The following is a 16932-nucleotide window of genomic DNA, read 5'->3' as shown; positions in this document are numbered from 1 at the left end:
CATTGAAGCAACCCGCGCCCGCCTGGGCACCAACGTTGACGCCGTGGCAGACAAAGTCACCCCGTCCAACATCGTCCACCGCCAAACCGACAAAGTCCGGGATGCGGTGTTCGGAGTAAAGGAGAAAGTCATGGGCACAACAGATGACCTCACCACCGGCGTGCACACCCGCACCGACCACAACGGCAACGCCGGGAACGCCCTGCACGACGCCGGCGCCGCGATCGGCGACGCCCCGCACCAGGTCAAAACCAAAACCCAGGGCAGCCCCCTGGCCGCAGGCCTGATCGCGTTCGGCGCCGGAATGCTGCTCTCCGCCCTGATCCCCGCCAGCGAAAAGGAACGCGAAGCAGCCGACGCCCTCAAGACCGCGGCCGAGCCCATGACCACCGAGCTGACCGAGGCCGCCAAGGACATGGCCCAAGGCCTTAAGGAACCAGCCCGCGAAGCCATGGACAACGTCCAAGCAGCCGCCACCGACGCCGCCCAAAACGTCAAAGCCGAAGGTCAGGTAGCAGCAGCCGACGTCAAAGACCGCGCCACCGACGCCAAGGACAACATCCAAAACACCTGATCCGGACAACCGGCTCCCGCCGGTTTCCCGCTTCAATCAGCGACAAAGACAGGCCGGTTCCGCCTCCCCGGCGGGACCGGCCCGTTCCTTGTCGACCCCTATCGAGAGGACACCCCATGGCCACTCACGACGCCTCCGAAACCAGCACTGCCAAAGCTGGCCAGGCTCCAGCACCCGATGATTCCCGCAAACCAGACAGCCCTACGGATGTTACAAAGCCCTCCTGGAAGTACATCGCCAAGAAGACCCTCAGGGAGTTCTCGAAGGACCAGTGCCCCGACCTAGCCGCGTCACTGACCTACTATTCAGTGCTTTCGATCTTCCCGGCACTGTTGGCGCTGGTGTCCCTCCTCGGGATCTTCGGGGACCCGCAAAAAACCACCTCAGCCCTGCTCGACATCGTCCAGGGTTTCGCCCCCGGCCAGACCGTCGACACGATCCGCCCGGTGGTCCAGGACCTCGCCAGCTCCTCGGCCGCCGGGCTCACACTAGTCTTTGGCCTCCTCACCGCCCTCTGGTCCGCCTCCGGCTACGTCGGGGCCTTTGGCCGCGCGATGAACAGGGTCTACGAGATCGATGAGGGTCGGCCGTTCGTGAAGCTGCGGGGCACCATGCTCGGCGTCACCGTCGTCAATTTGCTGATCGTCGTTGTCATCGCGGCGATGCTCGTGCTGAGCGGCCCTGTGGCAGAATCCGTCGGAAACCTGATCGGGCTCGGCGGCGCCTTCCTGACCGTCTGGAACATCGCCAAGTGGCCAGTGATGCTGGTGCTGATCATCGTGGCGATCGCCATCCTCTACTACGCCACGCCGAACGTGAAGCAGCCGAAATTCCGTTGGATGAGCATGGGCTCGGCCATCGCCCTGGTGGTGTTCCTGCTGGCCTCGCTGGCCTTCGGCTTCTACGTGGCGTACTCCAACAGCTACAACAAGACCTACGGCGCAATCGGCGGTGTGATCGTCGCGCTGCTCTGGCTGTGGATCCTCAACATGTCCCTGCTTTTTGGAGCCGAATTCGACGCCGAGATGGAGCGGGGACGGCAGCTCCAGGCCGGTATTGAGGCTGAGGAGACCATCCAGCTGCCGCCGCGGGGTACCAAGAAGAGCGAGAAGCTGCAGAAGCAGGAGGAAGAGGACATCCGGCACGGCCGCGAACTGCGCCAGAAATACAGTGCCGAGACTGGACAGGACGCGGATCGTGCCGTGAAAAGCCGGGACTAGGCAGGACCCTCAAGATGGGAGAAACTTGTGTTGTAGATCCTGTGGAGTTTCCCGGGCTGTCAGCCGTCCGGGGTCAAGCGGGGTCGGCGGCGAGGTGGCCTCTTCTGAGACCGAGGCCAGTCCCCCCAGTCGTCGTCGGCCCCCCGAATTTTTCGGTGCATTGCGCCCAGAACCCTCATGAACCTTTTCCAACTGATCAGCCGTTCAGCGCCGCCGCGGTTTCCCGCCCGAGTGACAGCAGATAGGCGCCGAATCCCTGCGGCGCCCGGCCCTCGGTCCGTCCTGAAGTCCGGACCCGGATGGTGTCCGTGGACCACACCACCGCACCGTTCTTGCGAAGCCGATCCACCAAGGCCCGGTCCTCGTGCGAGCGGAGACCGGGAAACCCGCCTGCCAGCACGTAGGCGGAAGCCCGCACCCCCAGGTTGGCGCCATGCACGTGTGCATGGTTTTCCCCCAGCTGGTGCCGGGCGTGCCAGCGCCTCAGGAGCTCGCTTTCCATGCCTTCCGGGTCAGGCTCCACTGTCCCCAGGACAGCATCCGCCCCGAGGCCGGCCAGTTCCACCTGGCGCAGCAGCCAGTTCACGGGAACGCAGGAATCGGCGTCTGTGTTGGCCAGCCAGAGTCCCGGTGAAGCGAACGGCAGGCCCCATTTGTTGCTTGCAAGCAGGGCGGCGCGGTTGCCTGCGCGTCGGCTTCCGCCGACGCTGCGGAACGATACCTGCAACGTACTGATGCGTCGGTCTACCGCGGCCAGCTGCGCTGCAACTGCCGCGGAACCATCGGTACAGCTATCCAGCGCCACCAGGATGGACACGGCGGTGCCCGGCCGATGCGCCTGCAGAGCGTCGGCCGCAGTACGCACGGCAGCGAGGCCCCCTGGCAGGAGCTGTTCCTCGTTGTGGACCGGAATCACCACGGCTACCTGCCTGATGCGTTCCACCTCAGGCCCCCGCATTTTCGGGATCGGCAGGAGACAACAGCGTTTCCAGCACAAAATCGCGTTCCTGGTACAGCCCTGCGGTGCGCCAGCGCAGCCGGTTCCGGGCCGCCGCGTGGACCGAGTCGCCGTCGAGCTCCCAGCCCGAAATCGGGTGCCGCCAATGGCACAGCAGTAGCGTGCCGCCCGGGGTCAGTGACGACTGAATCCGCTCCAGCAGCTGATCCAGCTCCGGCGGCGCAAGGTAGTACCCCACCTCGGAGACCACTATCAGGTCGTAGCGGCCATCGGGCCACTCAGCCGGCAAGGTCAGCTGCCGGGTGGTGACGCCGGGAAAGGGCGCGAGGCGCTCGGCGGCAAGCTTCAGGGCGGTGCTGCTGGCGTCAACGGCCAGAAGGCTGGTGCATCTGCCGGCCAGCTCGGCGGTTAGGGTGCCGATCGAGCACCCAATCTCCAGGCCCGACTCGTAGCTTTCCCGGGGCAGGGCGGCGAGCGTCAGGCTGCGCTTCCGGCGCTCGTACCAACGGGTGGCGTAGTGCCACGGGTCCCCGGATTCCGAGTGCACCTCATCGAAAATCCGTTGCGCGTCCACGCTCGTGTGCGGCGCACAGGACGGCGCAGACTCCCTGCCGCCCGTGCGTGCCGGGACTGCACGGTTCCAGGCAAACGTTTCAAAAGGGCGCTGGAAATGTTTCAGGAACCCCTCTCCGAGGAGAGCCTCGTCGCCTGCCAAAGCAGACAATGGACGCGTCTGGCTGGTGTGGGCGCCCATGGCAGCTGTCTTGCTTGCCTGTTGTTCAGTGTCGAGGTGAACCCGCACCCAAGAGCGCCAGGCCKGGTCTTCCGGAGAGGCCCACAGCCAGTACCAGATGGGATATTCCAGCAGGGCGTGCCCATCCTCGAGGGCGACCTGCGCGGCCGCGTTGCCGGCAGCGTTGTGGTCGGCGTGGCCGTCCGCGCGATACGGAGCCACGATCGCCAGTTGCTGCGGCTGCCCTTGATGCCCGGGGTGCCCGGCGTACCGGTTGATGGTTTCCCTGAGCTGCGCGGAGATCTCGGGTTCCCGCTCGTTCAGGCCGCCATCGGGCAACCCCAGGAAACGCCAGCACCCGGCCAGCCCCAGCACCTCCATCGCTGCGCCGAATTCCTTAATCCGCACGGCTGCCAGCTGTTCGGGCGTCATAGTGGTGGAGTCAGGATGCGAGCCCTCGCCTGCTGTGCAAAGCAGCACGTCGACGTCGGCGCCCCAGGTGTGCAGCAGCGACAGCAGGCCGCCTGCGCCGAGGCTTTCGTCATCCGGGTGGGCCGCCAGCACAACAAACCGCATGGCACCGAACTCCTGCGGCCCAAGTGGAAGCTCAGCCAAAGCCGCCAGCCCGCTTGCAGCCCAGTCCTTTTCCTCCGTGCCCGGGTCCGTGTGCGAGAAGGTCACCACGGGGGCTCTCCAGTGAGAGTCAGTTTGCCCAACTGTGCGTCGTCCCGCATGGCATGGTGCTGGCGCACGTACAGCGCCAGGTCAGCCATGCGTTTGGCATAGGTTTCGTCGAACGCCAGCGGCCCCGGCCCCCGGTTCCTGCTGACCAAAGAGATTACACGCTCGACGGCGGCGGCTACCGTCCCGCGCACGCGCAACGCTTCGCTCCACGCACCGCGGCGGGCCTCCGGGGTGTCGTCCGGGTCAGCGCCGTTGACCGCGGCGCCGGAGGCCGGCGGGGCATCGCCGTCGTTGGACAGGGCACCCCTGTCGATCAGTTCAGCCACGCGCCCCAGGAACTGGAGGGTGGAGGTAAGGATGCGGTCCGTCTCCCCCATCGCAGCCAGCGCGATCTGGTCAGGTTCCCGTCCCTTTCCGGCAGCGGCACGCAAGGATTCCCGGTAGTCCCTGGCCACGGCCACCGCACCGCCCAGCCAGCAGGCGGCCACTCCCATGCCGCCCCACGCAAAACCGGGGCGGTTGAAGTACCAGTCATCCCCACCTACGGGAGCTGCCGGCACCCCGCTGAAGTGGACCGTGCCACTCGGGATCTCCCGCAGGCCGCGTGCCACCCACACGGGCACCTCGCACGTCACCCCGGAGTGCCGGAGATCCACGGCAAAGGCGGCCCGTCTCCCGGTTTCGGTGTAAGCGGTGACGATGGCACGGTCCAGAAGCGGCGCCAGTGAGCACCACGGTTTGGCGCCGCTTAGCAGGATGCCGCCGCCGTCGGCCTTTGCTTCCAGGCGCATCCCGGGCCCTTCGGCGGCGAAAACTCCCCACCGGCCGCCGCGCCCGTTTGGCGGATGGCCGGCCTGCGCGAGGATGGCTTGCGCATCCAGATGGGGCTCGAAAATCCGCCCCGCGGCCACATCCACGCTGGCCACCGAAGCCAGCAACTCCCACAGAAGGCCCGTCTGGCCGTTCCCCGGTTTCGGCCAGCTGTTTCCGGCGTCTCCGGCCAGGGCCAGCAGCGCCGGCACATCCCCGGCCGCGGAAGATACGGCGTGGAGCAGGGCGCCATACCGGGCGGGGTCGGTTTCAGCTGAAACCAGTCGGACGGGTCTGGGATAGGTGCGCTGCTCAGTCACTGCCCGGGCCTGGCCGCCCAGGACTATTTCTCCGCCGGTTCGGTGACGGCCGCCGAAGGTGTCATGGTTTCGGCGTTGACCATCCAGGCCAGCTGTTCCAGCCGTTCGATGGCCGCGTGGAGCAGGTCCGCGCTGGTGGGGTCTTCGTCGTCCACCTCATCATGGACGTCCCGCATGGTCTTCGCAGTCCGTTCCAACCTGGCGGTCACGAGCTTAACTGCGTCCTTCGTTGAAAGCAGGCCGCCCGGCAGCTGGTCGAGTCGGGTGTTAGCAGCTATCGTCTGGCTTCGGCCGTCAGGAAGGGAATGCAAAGCCCGCATCCGCTCCGCCGTCTGGTCAGCGAAGAGGCGGGCACTGGCGATGATCTCGTCGAGTTGCAGGTGGAGGTCGCGGAAGTTGGTGCCGACGATGTTCCAGTGGGCCTGCTTGCCCTGCACGTGGAGCTCCACCAGGTCCGTCAGGACCATCTGGAGATTGCTGGCGAGGGTAGGTGACGCTTTCATCGAATTCCTCCAGGTCGGACGTCCATTCCGGACCGGACTTCGGCCGGCGAGTAATTCTAAGCATACTTAGGAATGGGTTCTCAGCGGACTCTTGCCAAAGCGAACCCATCCCAGCCTTTGGAACCCACGGTTTGGATCACGGTGGCATCAAGCTGCGCGTGTTTCCCCAGCAGATCCAGTGCGCTGATGATCCCCGGCGCGTTGACGTCGTCGATGGACGGATCCAGGATGGCCCCCTCCCACACCGCGTTATCGAGCACAACAACGGTTCCGGGCCGGCCAAGGCGCACAGCCCAATCGAGGTAGTCGCTGTCGTGTTCCTTGTCCGCGTCGATGAACACAAAATCGAAGGGCTCCTGGCCTTCGGCCTGCAGTGCTGCCAACGTGTCAAGGGCAGCACCGACCCGGATTTCAACTTTGCTACCCAGCCCGGCCGCCTCCACGTTGGCCCTGGCGATGTCAGCGTGTTTGGTGAGGTATTCGCACGTCACCAGCCTGCCGCCGTCGGGAAGTCCCCGGGCCATCCAGATGCTGCTGAAACCGGCGAGCGTCCCGATCTCCAGCACCCGCCTGGCGCCGGAAATCTGGATCAGGAGCTGGAGGAACTTTCCGGCGTTGGGGGTCACCTCGATGGGCGGCATTCCGGCGTCGACGGCGGAGCTTACGGCCCGCCGCAACGCATTGTCGGGATGCACCACAGTTGCCGTGAGGAAATCCTCCACCGCCGCCCAGCCCGGCTGGGTCTTGTGCTCAAACATGGCCACAGTCTGGCATGCGGTCAAACAGCGGTCTAGGAAGCGGTTGAGGAACCGTCCGAAAGGGCCTTCTCGAGGCGTTCCACCTTGGCCTTAAGCTCACCCGTGTAACCCGGACGGATGTCGGCCTTGATGACGAGCGAGACCCGGCTGCCGAACTGCCCCACGGCCTCGGTGGCGCGCTTGACGACATCGAACACTTCGTCCCAGTTGCCCTCGATGGTGGTGAACATCGAGTCGGTCTGATGCGGCAAGCCCGACTCCCTGACGATTTTCACAGCGGCCGCGACGGCGTCGTGGACTGATGCGTCGTTGGGGCGGGCTCCCCCGGCGGGCGTACCGGCCGGGGCAACTGAAAATGCAAGCAACATAGGCCAAGTCTGCCATGCGGCCGGACACGGGAAATCGGCGGCAAGGCCCGGTGGACGTCACATAACCGGCTACCCTCCGGTAACCATGTTCGCGGCCTGCCACGTTGCTAACCTGATCGAATGAGCATCGCCGTCGTCCGCAAGCCACTACGTGCAGACGCTGCGCGGAACGTGGACAAGATCATCCTGGCCGCGCGCCAGTGCTTCCGTGAGCACGGCCCGGACGTGCCGCTCCAGACTATTGCTGCGACGGCGGGGGTGGGGCCTGCCACGCTGTTCAGGAACTTCGCCGATAAAGAGGAGCTGGTCCTGGCCGCCCTCAACCGGCAACTCCGGGAGACCGTGGACCCCGTCATTGTGGAGGCCGTCGCGGGCATGGACGCAGCGGCCGGGCTGCTCCGCGTCATCGAAGCGATCATGGCCGCCGCCAGCGCCGACGCAAACCTGCTGGGCGCCGTGGCGGGGCGCCGCGAACTTCTCACGGGAATCACTGGATCCCTGATGGAATCCATCGGCGTCCTCCTGGTCCGCGGCCAGGGACAAGGCACCCTCCGTCCGGACATTTCCCTGACGGACATGTTCCGTTTGCTCGCCATGCTGATCGGCGTGGTGGATACCATGGAGCCCGGTTCCGATGCTTGGCGCCGCCCGGTGGCGCTTATCGAGGACGCCATCCGCACTGAACGGACCGGGCGCTCCCTGCCTGCCTTCGTCCCGCTGCCCGCTTCGCAGCTCCAAGGGCCGCAGTTCGGCTGAGAGGCCGCCGTCTCCGCTCCCGCCCCCGGCTCGCGTCCTGCCTCTGGCTTTCGCCATTGTGAGTCCAGAGCCGTTGGCCTAGACTCTAGATGGGTTACGCAGCCAGCCTCTGATCCATCAGAGGAGACAAAAAATGCACCACGTTCTTGGCACCCGACCGGTCATCGCGAGCTTTAGATGAACCACTCGAAGCTTTCCCAGATCATCAACGATCCGCGCGGTCCGGAGGAAGTCCTCCCCGCGTTGGCCGCTGAAGATCTCGCGAATCTGCTGGATGCCCTGTACCAGAACCTCGACACACCGGCCCCTGACCTCGGCGCACAGGTGTGGTACGAGCTGGCCGTCGAAGAAATCTCCCGCCGCACAGCATCTCCCGAGGATGAGCAGTCTGCGTAAGCGGCTTTGACTTGATCCACGCCTAAGCTGGACCCCGCCTGACTTGGACCCGGAAGGCCCGCCGCCTTACCGAACGTGACGAATCACGTTCGGCCCGGCGTCGTCCTCCGGGTCTTTTTTGGCGCTACCCTTCCAGTGCCATGTCGGGACGCGCCCTACCGGCCTCGTCAACCTCGTCCGCCTTGGGGTCCTCGCCCGCCTGAGACACTTCATGAGGCACGTTACGGGCGTGGTCATGAGGGGTGTGCTCCCTGGCTTCCCGTAGGTGCTGCTGCAGCTTCTCCTCGGCGTCCCGGCGGCGCCGGGAGGTATCGCGCAACTCCCTGGTGGATTCGGACGCGCTATTGACGTAGATGGACCGGGACTTCGTTTCTGAACCTCTGTGACCGTCCCCGCCTTCGGGATCCGGTCCCTGGTGCTCCGCCTGTTCGTTCATTAGTCTGGCTCCTCTCCGGCCGCGACTGCCAAGTCACAGCCGAACTTCGTCGGGCATCAGCCGTTCGTCGACGATTCCCGATGGTTAAGCTCGGCCCGGACCGCAGCGTGCAGGGCGGCCATGCCGGGCTCCTGAGTGACATCCAAGGCCAGTCTGATGCGTTCAGAGAGGATGTCAAGGTCCGCAGGCGGCAAGTCGGCGATGGACCTGAACCGGGTGAAGAAGCGCTTGACCGGCAGGCCGGCGCGCCATCCAGCGGCCGTGGGGTGACGGGGCTTGCCGGGTCTGGTGCGGGCTACGTGCAGGTTTATTTCCATGGTGGGCGCTCTCACGAGGAATCCATGGCCAACTGCATAGCCAAAATCATGCTACAGCGGTTGTGCCCCGCATCACTAGGTTTTGCGCTCAGTTCCAGCCAATTAACCGGAGGAGGGCGGCGGCGCCAGCGCCGACGATCACCACCAGCAGGAACGGTGCCCGGAACGCCAGTGCAACGGCGGCGGCGGCAAGGGCCCCCAACCGTGCGTCGGCAGCCAGCGACTGTCCGGAGGCCACTGTATTGACGATCGTGAGGGACGCCAGCAGGCCGATGGTCATGGTCCCTGCCACCCGGGACATCCGCGGGTCCTCCAGGAGCTTCGCAGGGACCAGGTAGCCCATCACCTTCCACCCGTAGGCCAGGACGCAAGCCAAGAGCAACCAGAACCAGAGATTCATGAGCCTGCCTCCCGGGTCCCGCCGTGGCCGTGGTGCTCCTGGTAGGGATCCACATCCGGTTCGAGGCCTTCATCCCTGCGGCCGTGGCTGAACCAGCCGATCACCGCAGCCACCAGCGCTGCGATCAGGATGGGCAGGCCGGCAGGAACAAAGGGCACGGCGAGGACCGTGGCCAACGCACATGCGACGGCGATCGCGGCCGGTTCGAATCCCTTGAGCCGGGGCCACAACAGGGCGAGGAACGCGGCAACTGCTGCACCGTCAAGGCCCCACTGCTTCGGGTCGCCCAGGCCGCTGCCGGCGAGGGCCCCGACGGCAGTAAAAAGGTTCCACAGCACGTAGATGCCAAGACCCGCGGTCCAGAACCCGCGCCTCTGCTCAGCGGGATCGGTCTGCCCTGTGCTGGTGGCCGTCGACTCGTCGATGGTGACCTGCGCGGCTACATATCGCCGCCATCCCCTCGGCTGCAGGAGCGCATTCAGTTGCATCCCGTAGATCCCGTTTCGCATGCCGAGGAGGGTAGCTGCACTCATCGCCGCTATGCCGGACCCGCCGCCGGCCACCACGCCAATAAACGCGAACTGGGAACCCCCGCTGAACAGCAGAAGGCTGAGCGCCATGGTCTGCCAGAAATCGAGGCCCGACGTGACGGACAGTGCGCCGAAGGAAATACCGTAGAGGCCGGTGGCGATGCTGATGGAGATGCCCACCCGGACGGCAGGTGATGCGAGCATCTTCACTGCTGCGGCCGCGCCGGGGCATCCCGCAGGCTCCAGGCCCACAGGATGAGCGGGAGCTGAAGGGGAAGCCTGACAGTATGCGCCGTGCGCTGCGCCGGCGAGCCCATGGGGCCGTAGGCGCGCCGGAGCGCGTCCACGTGTCCGGCGAGGAACACAGTGAACATCCCGGTCAGGGCAGTGGCCGCCACCCGCCGGGTGGCCGGTATCAGGAGTACGACGGCGGCACCCGCCTCGAGCAGACCGCTCACCGCAATCCATTCCTCCCGGGTCATCACCGCCAAAGGCCGCCCGCCGGCGTCGTGCGTGATGTTCACGGCACCCACGTATTCCCGGCCCGCCGCCACGCCCGCGTCCGGGCCAGCCTCCCGGCCAGCTTCCGGCGCCTTGCGGTCAGCGTCCGGAGCGTCGCGGCAGAGGTAGTCCGGGACCACGTACGCGAAAAAGCGCGGCTCGCGAAAATGCTTCATGGCGCTGGTCAGCAGCAGCGCGCTCATGGCTGCTGCTGAGAGAGTTTGAACGGCCCGGCCGGACCAGCGAAATGGCATGGCTCCACTCAATCACAGCGGCACCTCCGCGGCTAAACCAGGGTCGGCGGCGTCAGGCGTCAGGAGGGCAGCGTAGCCTGTTGGCCGCTCGGCTGGAGCTGCGCCAGCACCCTGGCCGGTTTGTTGGTGGTGATCTCGTGAATGCCCAGCCCTTGGCAGAGTGCCACATCGCGTTCGGTGTCCACAGTCCAGACGCGGAAGCGGCGGCCGGATTCCAGCCAGCGCTGGACGGTCCGGGCGTGTTCGCGGATGTACATGATTCCCGGACCCGCGAGCCCTACCTCGCACTCGTCCAGGATCCGCTCGCCTTCCAACTGCGCCGCCTTCATCACGTTGGCGACGGCGGTGCCCGCCAGGGTCCCCAGGCTCAGTTCGTCCCGGACTTCGTCGACGTCGATGTCATCAACCAGCTGGCAGATGTGCTCGGCCGGGACCTTCTTGAGCAGGTGTTTCACAGAGTCCGGGCTGAAGCTCATAAACGAGACACTGATGTTGTCCAAGGTGGAGGTCGCGGCGTCCCACCCTTCACCCTGGAGCACCTCGAGCACGCGGTCTTCCAATTTCAGCTGGTACGGGCTGGGGTGCTTGAGTTCTATGGCCAGTCCAATGGGCCGGCCGGCGCCGCGGAGGATGTCCAGGAGTTCCGGCAGGGTCAGGAACTGCTCTGAGCGGGCACCGTATTTTTCCGGGATCCGGACACCCTTCCACGACGAAAAGTCCAGCTGCCGCAACTCTGCCAGCGTGCGGTCCGCCACGGGGCCGGTCCCGTCAGATGTCCGGTCCAGATTGGCGTCATGCAGCAGTACGGCGTGCTGGTCGCGGGTGAGGTGGACGTCGCACTCCACTCCGTCGGCGCCGTCGGCAATGGCCTGGAGGTAAGCGGCGCGGGTGTGTTCGGCAAACGCGGCGCTGGCGCCCCGGTGGGCATAAACCAGCGGGCGGTCCGGCACAGACTCGTCAAATATCATGAGGACACGCTAGCGGACCGGGCCCGGGCCCGCGGGACTAGGCTGGGCACATGCAGGTGAACTCTGAGCCAATTACCCGGCAGTCCCCACCCCACCCCCCAGGCACGGATCCGCTGGGGGCGAAGAACGGGGCCGCCGTCGTCAGTCAGCAGTTGAGCGCCGGTGACGCCGAAAAGGCGGCAGCGCTGCGGAAGATGAAGCTTTTGGCTCTGGGTCTCCTCATTGCGATGGCCATCATTTTTGTCTTCGCGTTCGCCCTGCAGAAGGAGTATCCGTGGCTGCAGTACGTCCGGGCCGCGGCGGAGGGCGGCATGGTGGGCGCACTGGCCGACTGGTTCGCCGTGACCGCGCTGTTCAAATACCCCATGGGCATCAAGATCCCGCACACCGCCATTATCCCGCGCCGCAAGGACCAGATCGGGGCGTCGCTGGGCGAGTTTGTGGAGACCAACTTCCTGTCCGAGCAGGTGGTCCAAGAGAAGCTCGCGTCGGTGAACGTCGCGGGAAAGGCCGGTGCGTGGCTGTCCGGTCCCGGCGGCGCCGAGCGCGTGGCCAAGGAGGGTGCCGCCATCATCCGCGGCGCGTTCAAGGTATTGAACGACGACGACGTCCAGGCAGTGATCGAGTCAATGGTCCGCAAGCACCTGCTGGCTCCGCCGTGGGGGCCTCCCGTGGGACGTCTGGCTGCGCGGATCTTCGCCGACGGCCACCATCACACCCTGGTGGACCTGCTGGTGGACCGGACCGTGGACTGGGTCCGGGACAACCATGAAACCGTCAGCCGGCTGGTCTCGGACCGGTCCCCGCAGTGGGTCCCGCAGTTCGTCGACGGGCTCGTGGGAGACAAGGTGTACCTGGAGATCCTCAAGTTCACCAAGGCCGTGCAGGCCGATCCGCAGCACCAGGTCCGGCAGTCCATCGACACCTATCTCACGTCCCTGGCGCAGGACCTGCAGCACGATCCCGTCATGATCGCCCGCGCCGAAGGCGTCAAGGCCCAGGTGCTGGGCGACCCCGAGGTGCGGGAGCTGGCGTCCCGCACGTGGGGCACCATCAAGGCTGCACTGCTCAGCGCCGTCGACGATCCGCACAGCGAACTGACCATCAAGTTCAAGGCCGCGGTGCACGACTTCGGCACCCGCCTGGTGGTTGATCCCGAACTGGCCGGCAAGGTAAACGCTTGGATCGGCGACGCCGCCGGCTACCTGGTGCGGACGTACCGCTCGGACATCGCCGGCGTCATCACCGATACCGTGGCGCGGTGGGACGCCGAGGAAACCTCTCAGAAGATCGAACTCCAGGTGGGCAAGGACCTGCAGTTCATCCGGATCAACGGCACCGTGGTGGGTTCCCTTGCCGGGCTTGCCATCTTCAGCGCGGCGCACCTGATCTTCGGCTGACGCTCCCCTTCTTAAAGCAACGCGGGATTAGGCGAAGGACTCCAGCTCCACGCCGGCAGCTTCAAGCCCGGCCCGGACCGCGGCGGCCATCTCGACGGCTCCGGGGGTATCGCCGTGGATGCACAGGGAATCAGGCCTGACCTGGACCACGGTTCCGTCCACGGCCACCACCTCCCCCTGAGTCGCGAGGCGCACAGCGCGCTCCACGATCGAGCCGACGTCGTGCAGGACTGCACCCTCGTGAGAGCGCGGCACCAGCGTGCCGTCCCCTTGGTAGGCGCGGTCCACAAACGCCTCCACAAAAACGGGATGTCCGGCTTCTTTGGCCTGGATCAGGAGCTGTGAACCCGGCAGGCCGAGAATCGGCAGGCCGGGATCGTAGGCCTGGATGGCTGCGACCACAGCGGAAGCCTGCTCTTCGTCGTGCACCAGGCGGTTGTAGAGGGCGCCGTGCGGCTTGACGTAGTCCACTGAGGCGCCTACCGCGTGTGCCACGCCGTCGAGCGCGCCCAGCTGGTACAGCACATCACCGAACAGCTCATCGAAGGACATGTCCAGGGACCGGCGCCCGAAGCCGGCGAGGTCCCGGTAGCCTACGTGCGCGCCCACGGTCACATCGAGCTCAAAGGCGGCGCGGCAGCTGTCGAGCATGGTGACGGGATCCCCGGCGTGGAAGCCGCAGGCTACGTTGGCACTGGTCACCAGGGGGAACATCGCGGCGTCGTCGCCCATGTTCCACGAGCCGAACGATTCGCCGAGGTCAGCGTTGAGATCCAAGGTTGTTGCCCTCCAAGATGTTGTTGTCCGCGGCCGCGGTTGAGGCTTTGAGCTCCCCCGGAATCGTATCCGGCATCGGGCCGAAAGCTTCCTTCGCGTTCGACACGACGGCCCGGCCCATGATGAGGTTTCCTGCACCGCCCACCACCGCGCCGATGCCGAACGGCAGCGCCCGGCCAATGAATGCCGTCCCCTGACGCTTGAGCAGGTTCTTGAGGAAGGCCTTCTGGATCTTATTCCGAATGGCACCGAAACCCGTGGGCATTGACTTGGACAGCGCGTTTCCCCATGCCTTGGTTGCGCTGGTTCCCTTGCCCATCGCCTGTCCGCTGAGCGTTCCGAGCAGGGCAGTCCCCTCTTCGCCCAGCATGATGGCCATCACCATGGTGCTGGCCTTCTCGGGGTTGGTCAGGCGGATTCCGTGGAGTTCCGCCAGCGAAGTGGCATAGAGCGCCGTGGCCTCGAGGAAACCCACGGTGGCCGCGGCCGAGAGCCCCAAAGAGGCCACCGTACCGACGCCGGGCACCACGGCCGTTGCCCCGACGATCGCACCGCCGCCGGTTACAGCCCGCAGGTAGTCCCGCTCCAGGATTTCCGCGAGCCTTGCCGCGCTGGCACGGGAATGTTTGCGCTGGAGCCGCCGGACGTAGGCGAGCACCAAGGGCCGTTGGATTTCGACCGCCTTCAAGAGCATGTTGTGGACGCCGGGTTTCGGCTTGCCGTCGGCGTCGAACACCGCGTTGTGGGCGGTTTCCTGAGCGATTCGTACCGCGGGATTGCTGCGCTTGGCCATGGTCACCTCTGCTTCTGTCGTACGTCTGTCCGCCGGCGGGTTGGCTGCGGCACTGCCTTAACACTAAGGGTGCTTCGCACTATGTGCCGTTCATGCCGGAGGTTCGGGCGGAGAAGCGTTGCCGCGAGACGCCTCAGCCGAGCGCGTGGATAACGGGAATGCTCGCCGTCGGCGGTCCGCTGGGGAAGACAGTGGGTTCGGGGCACTCAGAGGGTGCAAGTGCCACGCGGAGCGGTTCGGGACCGACGCGGAGAACCCGGCCGCGGACATCCACGTCCAACTGCCCGCCGGTTTGGACGGTGAGGGTGAGCGCGCCGGCGTCGAGCTCCACCAGCAGCAGGCGCCCGCGGATCTTCAGGTGGAACGTCAGCGCATCCCATTCAGCCGGCAGGCGCGGATCAAAGAACGGCATGTGGCCCTGATCCCGAAGCCCGGCGAAGCCGCACACCAGCGAACTCCACACGCCTCCGGTGGACGCAATGTGCACACCGTCGATGGTGTTGCCGTGGGTGTCATCCAGGTCGATGAAAGCCGCGTTGGTGAAGTGCTCCAGCGCCGCTTCAGGATGCCCCACTTCGGCGGCCATGATCCCCTGCACACACGCGGAGAGAGTGGAATCTCCGGTGGTGATGGGGTCGTAGAAGTCGAAGGCGCGGCGCTTTTCCACGGCGGTGAAGTCCTGCCACTGCAGGAACATTGCCAGCACAGTGTCTGCCTGCTTCAGCACCTGGTGCCGGTAGATCACCAGCGGGTGGAAGTGCAGCAGCAGCGGGTATTTTGACCGGGGCGTGGTCCAGTCCCAGGGCTCCAGCGTCATGAAGTCGTTATCCTGCGAGTAAACCTGCAGGTCTTCATCGAACGGCAGTTGCATCCGGTTGGCGGCCTGCACCCATAGCTGGCGTTCCGCCTCGTCGATGGCCGGGTGTTCCACGGCAGCGGCGGCGCTGAGGTTAAAGCGGGCCATGACGTTGGTGTACAGGTTGTCGTTGACAACTGCCGTGTATTCGTCCGGGCCCGTGACGCCGTGGATGTGGAAGAGCCCGTCCTTGCCGAAGAAGCCCAGCGAGACCCACATGCGGGCCGTTTCGATCAGCAGGTCGGCACCCATGCCTTCGCGGAACGCCTCGTCGCCGCTGGCCCACATATAGCGGCTGGTGGCAAAAGCAATGGCGGCTGCGATGTGGAATTGCGCCGTGCCGGCAGCGTAATAGGCGCTGGCTTCGAGTCCGTTAATGGTCCGCCACGGGAACAGGGCGCCGTCCACGCTGAGCTCCTTGGCCCGGATTTTGGCGACCGGAAGCATCTGGTGCCGGAATTCCAGGACCTGGCGGGCGGCGTCGGGGTTGCTGTAGGTGAGGTAGGGCAGGAGGTAGACCTCCTGGTCCCAGAAGTAATGCCCCTCGTAGCCCGAGCCGGTCACGCCCTTCGCAGGGATGCCCGCGACGTCGGCCCGCGCCGTAGCCTGTGCCAGCTGGAACAGGTTCCAGCGGATGGCCTGCTGGAGTTGGGGCTGGCCGCCCACCACGATGTCGGACGTGGCCCAGTATTCGCGGTAGTGTTCCCGGCTCTCGCCGAAGATGTCCGCCACAGCCCGGAGCCCGGCTTCGGCGGTTTCCGCGGCGTCCCGCTCAGAGTCCTGGACGCCGGGGCCGGCGGCGTAGCTGACGCTCTTCTCGAGCTGGAATGGCTGGTCGGCCTGGACAGCCAGGACATAGCGGACGCTGCTGTCATCCTCGCCGGCGACCGTCTCAAAGCACTGTTGGCCGGTGGAGGTCCAGTGATCCACGGCCATTCCCACGCGCTGCCCGGACTCAGCCGCCTTCCAGGACAGGCGGAGCGAGCCGTCGCCGCCGTCAATCCGGACCGGGAGCAGGACCCGGCCCGCGTGCCGGCCGGCCCGGCGCGGGTCATGCGCCGAGTGGTCCTCCACAGGCTGGTCCTGGCGGTTGATGACGAACGACGTGACGTCAGCGGAAACTTCACGGTCCGAGGCGACCTCCAGCGAAATGCCCAGGCTGCCGCGCGAGACGAAGCCAACCGCGCGGCGCTCCGTGGTGGTCACGGTGGCACCGGAGCGGCAGCGCCAGGTCACCCGGCACTCGTAGATGCCGGTGGCGAAGTCAACTGCCCGGCGGTAATCCAGCACGTCCGATTCCGCGAGCGACAGGGTTTCGCCGTCGATGATCACCGTGAAGTTGTTCGCATCCGGGATGTAGATGATCCGCTGCCCGGTCCGGGCGAAGCCGAACGCGTTCTCCGCATGCTTGATGTCCCAGATCTCATGCAGGCCGTTGATGAAGCTGCCCGGGAGTTCGGCATCCGCCGCCGCCCAGTGGGCACCGCGGATGCCAAGGTGCCCGTTGCCAATGGCAAAGAGCGTTTCCAAGGTGCCCGTGTTGCCTGGTTCGTGGCGTGTTTCCACGAGCTGCCAGGGAGTGTCAGGGAACCGTTCACGGTCAGCGGTGATGAGAGCCAT

Annotated in this window: 20 protein-coding genes; 5 read left to right on the top strand and 15 right to left on the bottom strand. The window is 65.9% G+C overall.

Annotation, left to right across the window (positions count from 1 at the left end; translation table 11 throughout):
* Position 1: 1 nt before the first annotated feature.
* Together AC1DIM_RS17100 and AC1DIM_RS17095 are read left to right on the top strand one after the other, a co-directional pair.
* The gene (locus AC1DIM_RS17100) at positions 2-574 is read left to right on the top strand and encodes a DUF3618 domain-containing protein (protein WP_477711696.1); all 573 of its coding nucleotides are present in this window, start codon (positions 2-4) and stop codon (positions 572-574) included.
* Positions 575-690: 116 nt separating this feature from the next.
* Entirely contained in the window at positions 691-1794 is a 1104-nt protein-coding gene (locus AC1DIM_RS17095; protein ID WP_477711695.1) for a YihY/virulence factor BrkB family protein, read from the top strand.
* Between the two features lie 196 nt (positions 1795-1990).
* Here the strand turns inward: AC1DIM_RS17095 and AC1DIM_RS17090 are convergent, their stop codons facing one another.
* From AC1DIM_RS17090 to AC1DIM_RS17065, 6 genes are all read right to left on the bottom strand, one after another.
* Positions 1991-2737 carry a glycosyltransferase family 2 protein gene (locus tag AC1DIM_RS17090; RefSeq protein WP_477711694.1) on the bottom strand — a complete coding sequence of 249 codons (747 nt, stop codon included), beginning with the start codon at positions 2735-2737 and terminating at the stop codon, positions 1991-1993.
* Position 2738: 1 nt separating this feature from the next.
* Positions 2739-4169, bottom strand: a complete 1431-nt coding sequence (locus AC1DIM_RS17085; RefSeq protein ID WP_477711693.1) for a PIG-L family deacetylase — start codon at positions 4167-4169, stop codon at positions 2739-2741.
* Positions 4163-5299: a hypothetical protein gene (locus AC1DIM_RS17080; protein WP_477711692.1), complete on the bottom strand. Its 1137-nt coding sequence runs from the start codon at positions 5297-5299 to the stop codon at positions 4163-4165. The genes AC1DIM_RS17085 and AC1DIM_RS17080 overlap by 7 nt, the downstream gene beginning before the upstream one ends.
* A gap of 23 nt (positions 5300-5322) precedes the next feature.
* Positions 5323-5802: a Dps family protein gene (locus tag AC1DIM_RS17075; RefSeq protein ID WP_477711691.1), complete on the bottom strand. Its 480-nt coding sequence runs from the start codon at positions 5800-5802 to the stop codon at positions 5323-5325.
* Between the two features lie 80 nt (positions 5803-5882).
* Positions 5883-6560: an O-methyltransferase gene (locus AC1DIM_RS17070; RefSeq protein WP_477711690.1), complete on the bottom strand. Its 678-nt coding sequence runs from the start codon at positions 6558-6560 to the stop codon at positions 5883-5885.
* A 32-nt stretch (positions 6561-6592) separates the two neighbouring features.
* The gene (locus AC1DIM_RS17065; protein ID WP_477711689.1) at positions 6593-6928 is read right to left on the bottom strand and encodes a thiamine-binding protein; all 336 of its coding nucleotides are present in this window, start codon (positions 6926-6928) and stop codon (positions 6593-6595) included.
* 120 nt (positions 6929-7048) lie between these two features.
* Here AC1DIM_RS17065 and AC1DIM_RS17060 point away from each other — a divergent pair, with 120 nt between their 5' ends.
* Together AC1DIM_RS17060 and AC1DIM_RS17055 are read left to right on the top strand one after the other, a co-directional pair.
* Positions 7049-7684 (top strand): TetR/AcrR family transcriptional regulator, encoded by a 636-nt coding sequence (locus AC1DIM_RS17060; RefSeq protein WP_477711688.1) that lies wholly within the window; start codon positions 7049-7051, stop codon positions 7682-7684.
* Positions 7685-7861: 177 nt separating this feature from the next.
* Positions 7862-8080 carry a hypothetical protein gene (locus AC1DIM_RS17055; RefSeq protein WP_477711687.1) on the top strand — a complete coding sequence of 73 codons (219 nt, stop codon included), beginning with the start codon at positions 7862-7864 and terminating at the stop codon, positions 8078-8080.
* Positions 8081-8204: 124 nt separating this feature from the next.
* Here AC1DIM_RS17055 and AC1DIM_RS17050 read toward each other — a convergent pair whose 3' ends face one another.
* From AC1DIM_RS17050 to AC1DIM_RS17025, 6 genes are all read right to left on the bottom strand, one after another.
* Positions 8205-8516 (bottom strand): hypothetical protein, encoded by a 312-nt coding sequence (locus AC1DIM_RS17050; RefSeq protein WP_477711686.1) that lies wholly within the window; start codon positions 8514-8516, stop codon positions 8205-8207.
* A 56-nt stretch (positions 8517-8572) separates the two neighbouring features.
* Positions 8573-8848, bottom strand: a complete 276-nt coding sequence (locus AC1DIM_RS17045; RefSeq protein ID WP_477711685.1) for a hypothetical protein — start codon at positions 8846-8848, stop codon at positions 8573-8575.
* Positions 8849-8921: 73 nt separating this feature from the next.
* Positions 8922-9233, bottom strand: coding sequence for an AzlD domain-containing protein (locus tag AC1DIM_RS17040; RefSeq protein WP_477711684.1), 312 nt, complete (start codon positions 9231-9233; stop codon positions 8922-8924).
* A complete protein-coding gene (locus tag AC1DIM_RS17035; RefSeq protein ID WP_477711683.1) occupies positions 9230-9967 on the bottom strand; it encodes an AzlC family ABC transporter permease in 738 nt (245 codons plus the stop codon). Before AC1DIM_RS17035 ends, AC1DIM_RS17040 begins: the two co-directional genes overlap by 4 nt.
* Before the next feature lie 2 nt (positions 9968-9969).
* The gene (locus AC1DIM_RS17030) at positions 9970-10518 is read right to left on the bottom strand and encodes a DoxX family protein (RefSeq protein ID WP_477711682.1); all 549 of its coding nucleotides are present in this window, start codon (positions 10516-10518) and stop codon (positions 9970-9972) included.
* A 59-nt stretch (positions 10519-10577) separates the two neighbouring features.
* Positions 10578-11486: a glycerophosphodiester phosphodiesterase gene (locus AC1DIM_RS17025; protein WP_477711681.1), complete on the bottom strand. Its 909-nt coding sequence runs from the start codon at positions 11484-11486 to the stop codon at positions 10578-10580.
* A 50-nt stretch (positions 11487-11536) separates the two neighbouring features.
* Here AC1DIM_RS17025 and AC1DIM_RS17020 point away from each other — a divergent pair, with 50 nt between their 5' ends.
* On the top strand, positions 11537-12886 hold the full coding sequence (locus AC1DIM_RS17020; RefSeq protein WP_477711680.1) for a DUF445 domain-containing protein: 1350 nt from the start codon (positions 11537-11539) through the stop codon (positions 12884-12886).
* Between the two features lie 27 nt (positions 12887-12913).
* Here the strand turns inward: AC1DIM_RS17020 and AC1DIM_RS17015 are convergent, their stop codons facing one another.
* From AC1DIM_RS17015 to AC1DIM_RS17005, 3 genes are all read right to left on the bottom strand, one after another.
* Positions 12914-13663 (bottom strand): LamB/YcsF family protein, encoded by a 750-nt coding sequence (locus tag AC1DIM_RS17015; RefSeq protein ID WP_477711679.1) that lies wholly within the window; start codon positions 13661-13663, stop codon positions 12914-12916.
* Complete coding sequence (locus AC1DIM_RS17010; RefSeq protein WP_477711678.1) at positions 13647-14456, bottom strand: hypothetical protein; 810 nt, start codon at positions 14454-14456, stop codon at positions 13647-13649. Before AC1DIM_RS17010 ends, AC1DIM_RS17015 begins: the two co-directional genes overlap by 17 nt.
* A gap of 133 nt (positions 14457-14589) precedes the next feature.
* Positions 14590-16932, bottom strand: a complete 2343-nt coding sequence (locus AC1DIM_RS17005; protein ID WP_477711677.1) for a glycoside hydrolase family 65 protein — start codon at positions 16930-16932, stop codon at positions 14590-14592.

Source organism: Pseudarthrobacter sp. 01T43 (genome assembly GCF_056398665.1).
This window is presented reverse-complemented; position numbering and strand designations above follow the sequence as displayed.

Coding starts and splice junctions, on each gene's coding strand:
- AC1DIM_RS17035 (WP_477711683.1), bottom strand. CDS start 9,967: ATGCTCGCATCACCTGCCGTCCGGGTGGGCATCTCCATCAGCATCGCC.
- AC1DIM_RS17060 (WP_477711688.1), top strand. CDS start 7,049: ATGAGCATCGCCGTCGTCCGCAAGCCACTACGTGCAGACGCTGCGCGG.
- AC1DIM_RS17040 (WP_477711684.1), bottom strand. CDS start 9,233: ATGAATCTCTGGTTCTGGTTGCTCTTGGCTTGCGTCCTGGCCTACGGG.
- AC1DIM_RS17050 (WP_477711686.1), bottom strand. CDS start 8,516: ATGAACGAACAGGCGGAGCACCAGGGACCGGATCCCGAAGGCGGGGAC.
- AC1DIM_RS17065 (WP_477711689.1), bottom strand. CDS start 6,928: ATGTTGCTTGCATTTTCAGTTGCCCCGGCCGGTACGCCCGCCGGGGGA.
- AC1DIM_RS17010 (WP_477711678.1), bottom strand. CDS start 14,456: ATGGCCAAGCGCAGCAATCCCGCGGTACGAATCGCTCAGGAAACCGCC.
- AC1DIM_RS17020 (WP_477711680.1), top strand. CDS start 11,537: ATGCAGGTGAACTCTGAGCCAATTACCCGGCAGTCCCCACCCCACCCC.
- AC1DIM_RS17005 (WP_477711677.1), bottom strand. CDS start 16,932: ATGGCTCTCATCACCGCTGACCGTGAACGGTTCCCTGACACTCCCTGG.
- AC1DIM_RS17095 (WP_477711695.1), top strand. CDS start 691: ATGGCCACTCACGACGCCTCCGAAACCAGCACTGCCAAAGCTGGCCAG.
- AC1DIM_RS17075 (WP_477711691.1), bottom strand. CDS start 5,802: ATGAAAGCGTCACCTACCCTCGCCAGCAATCTCCAGATGGTCCTGACG.
- AC1DIM_RS17025 (WP_477711681.1), bottom strand. CDS start 11,486: ATGATATTTGACGAGTCTGTGCCGGACCGCCCGCTGGTTTATGCCCAC.
- AC1DIM_RS17030 (WP_477711682.1), bottom strand. CDS start 10,518: ATGCCATTTCGCTGGTCCGGCCGGGCCGTTCAAACTCTCTCAGCAGCA.
- AC1DIM_RS17055 (WP_477711687.1), top strand. CDS start 7,862: ATGAACCACTCGAAGCTTTCCCAGATCATCAACGATCCGCGCGGTCCG.
- AC1DIM_RS17070 (WP_477711690.1), bottom strand. CDS start 6,560: ATGTTTGAGCACAAGACCCAGCCGGGCTGGGCGGCGGTGGAGGATTTC.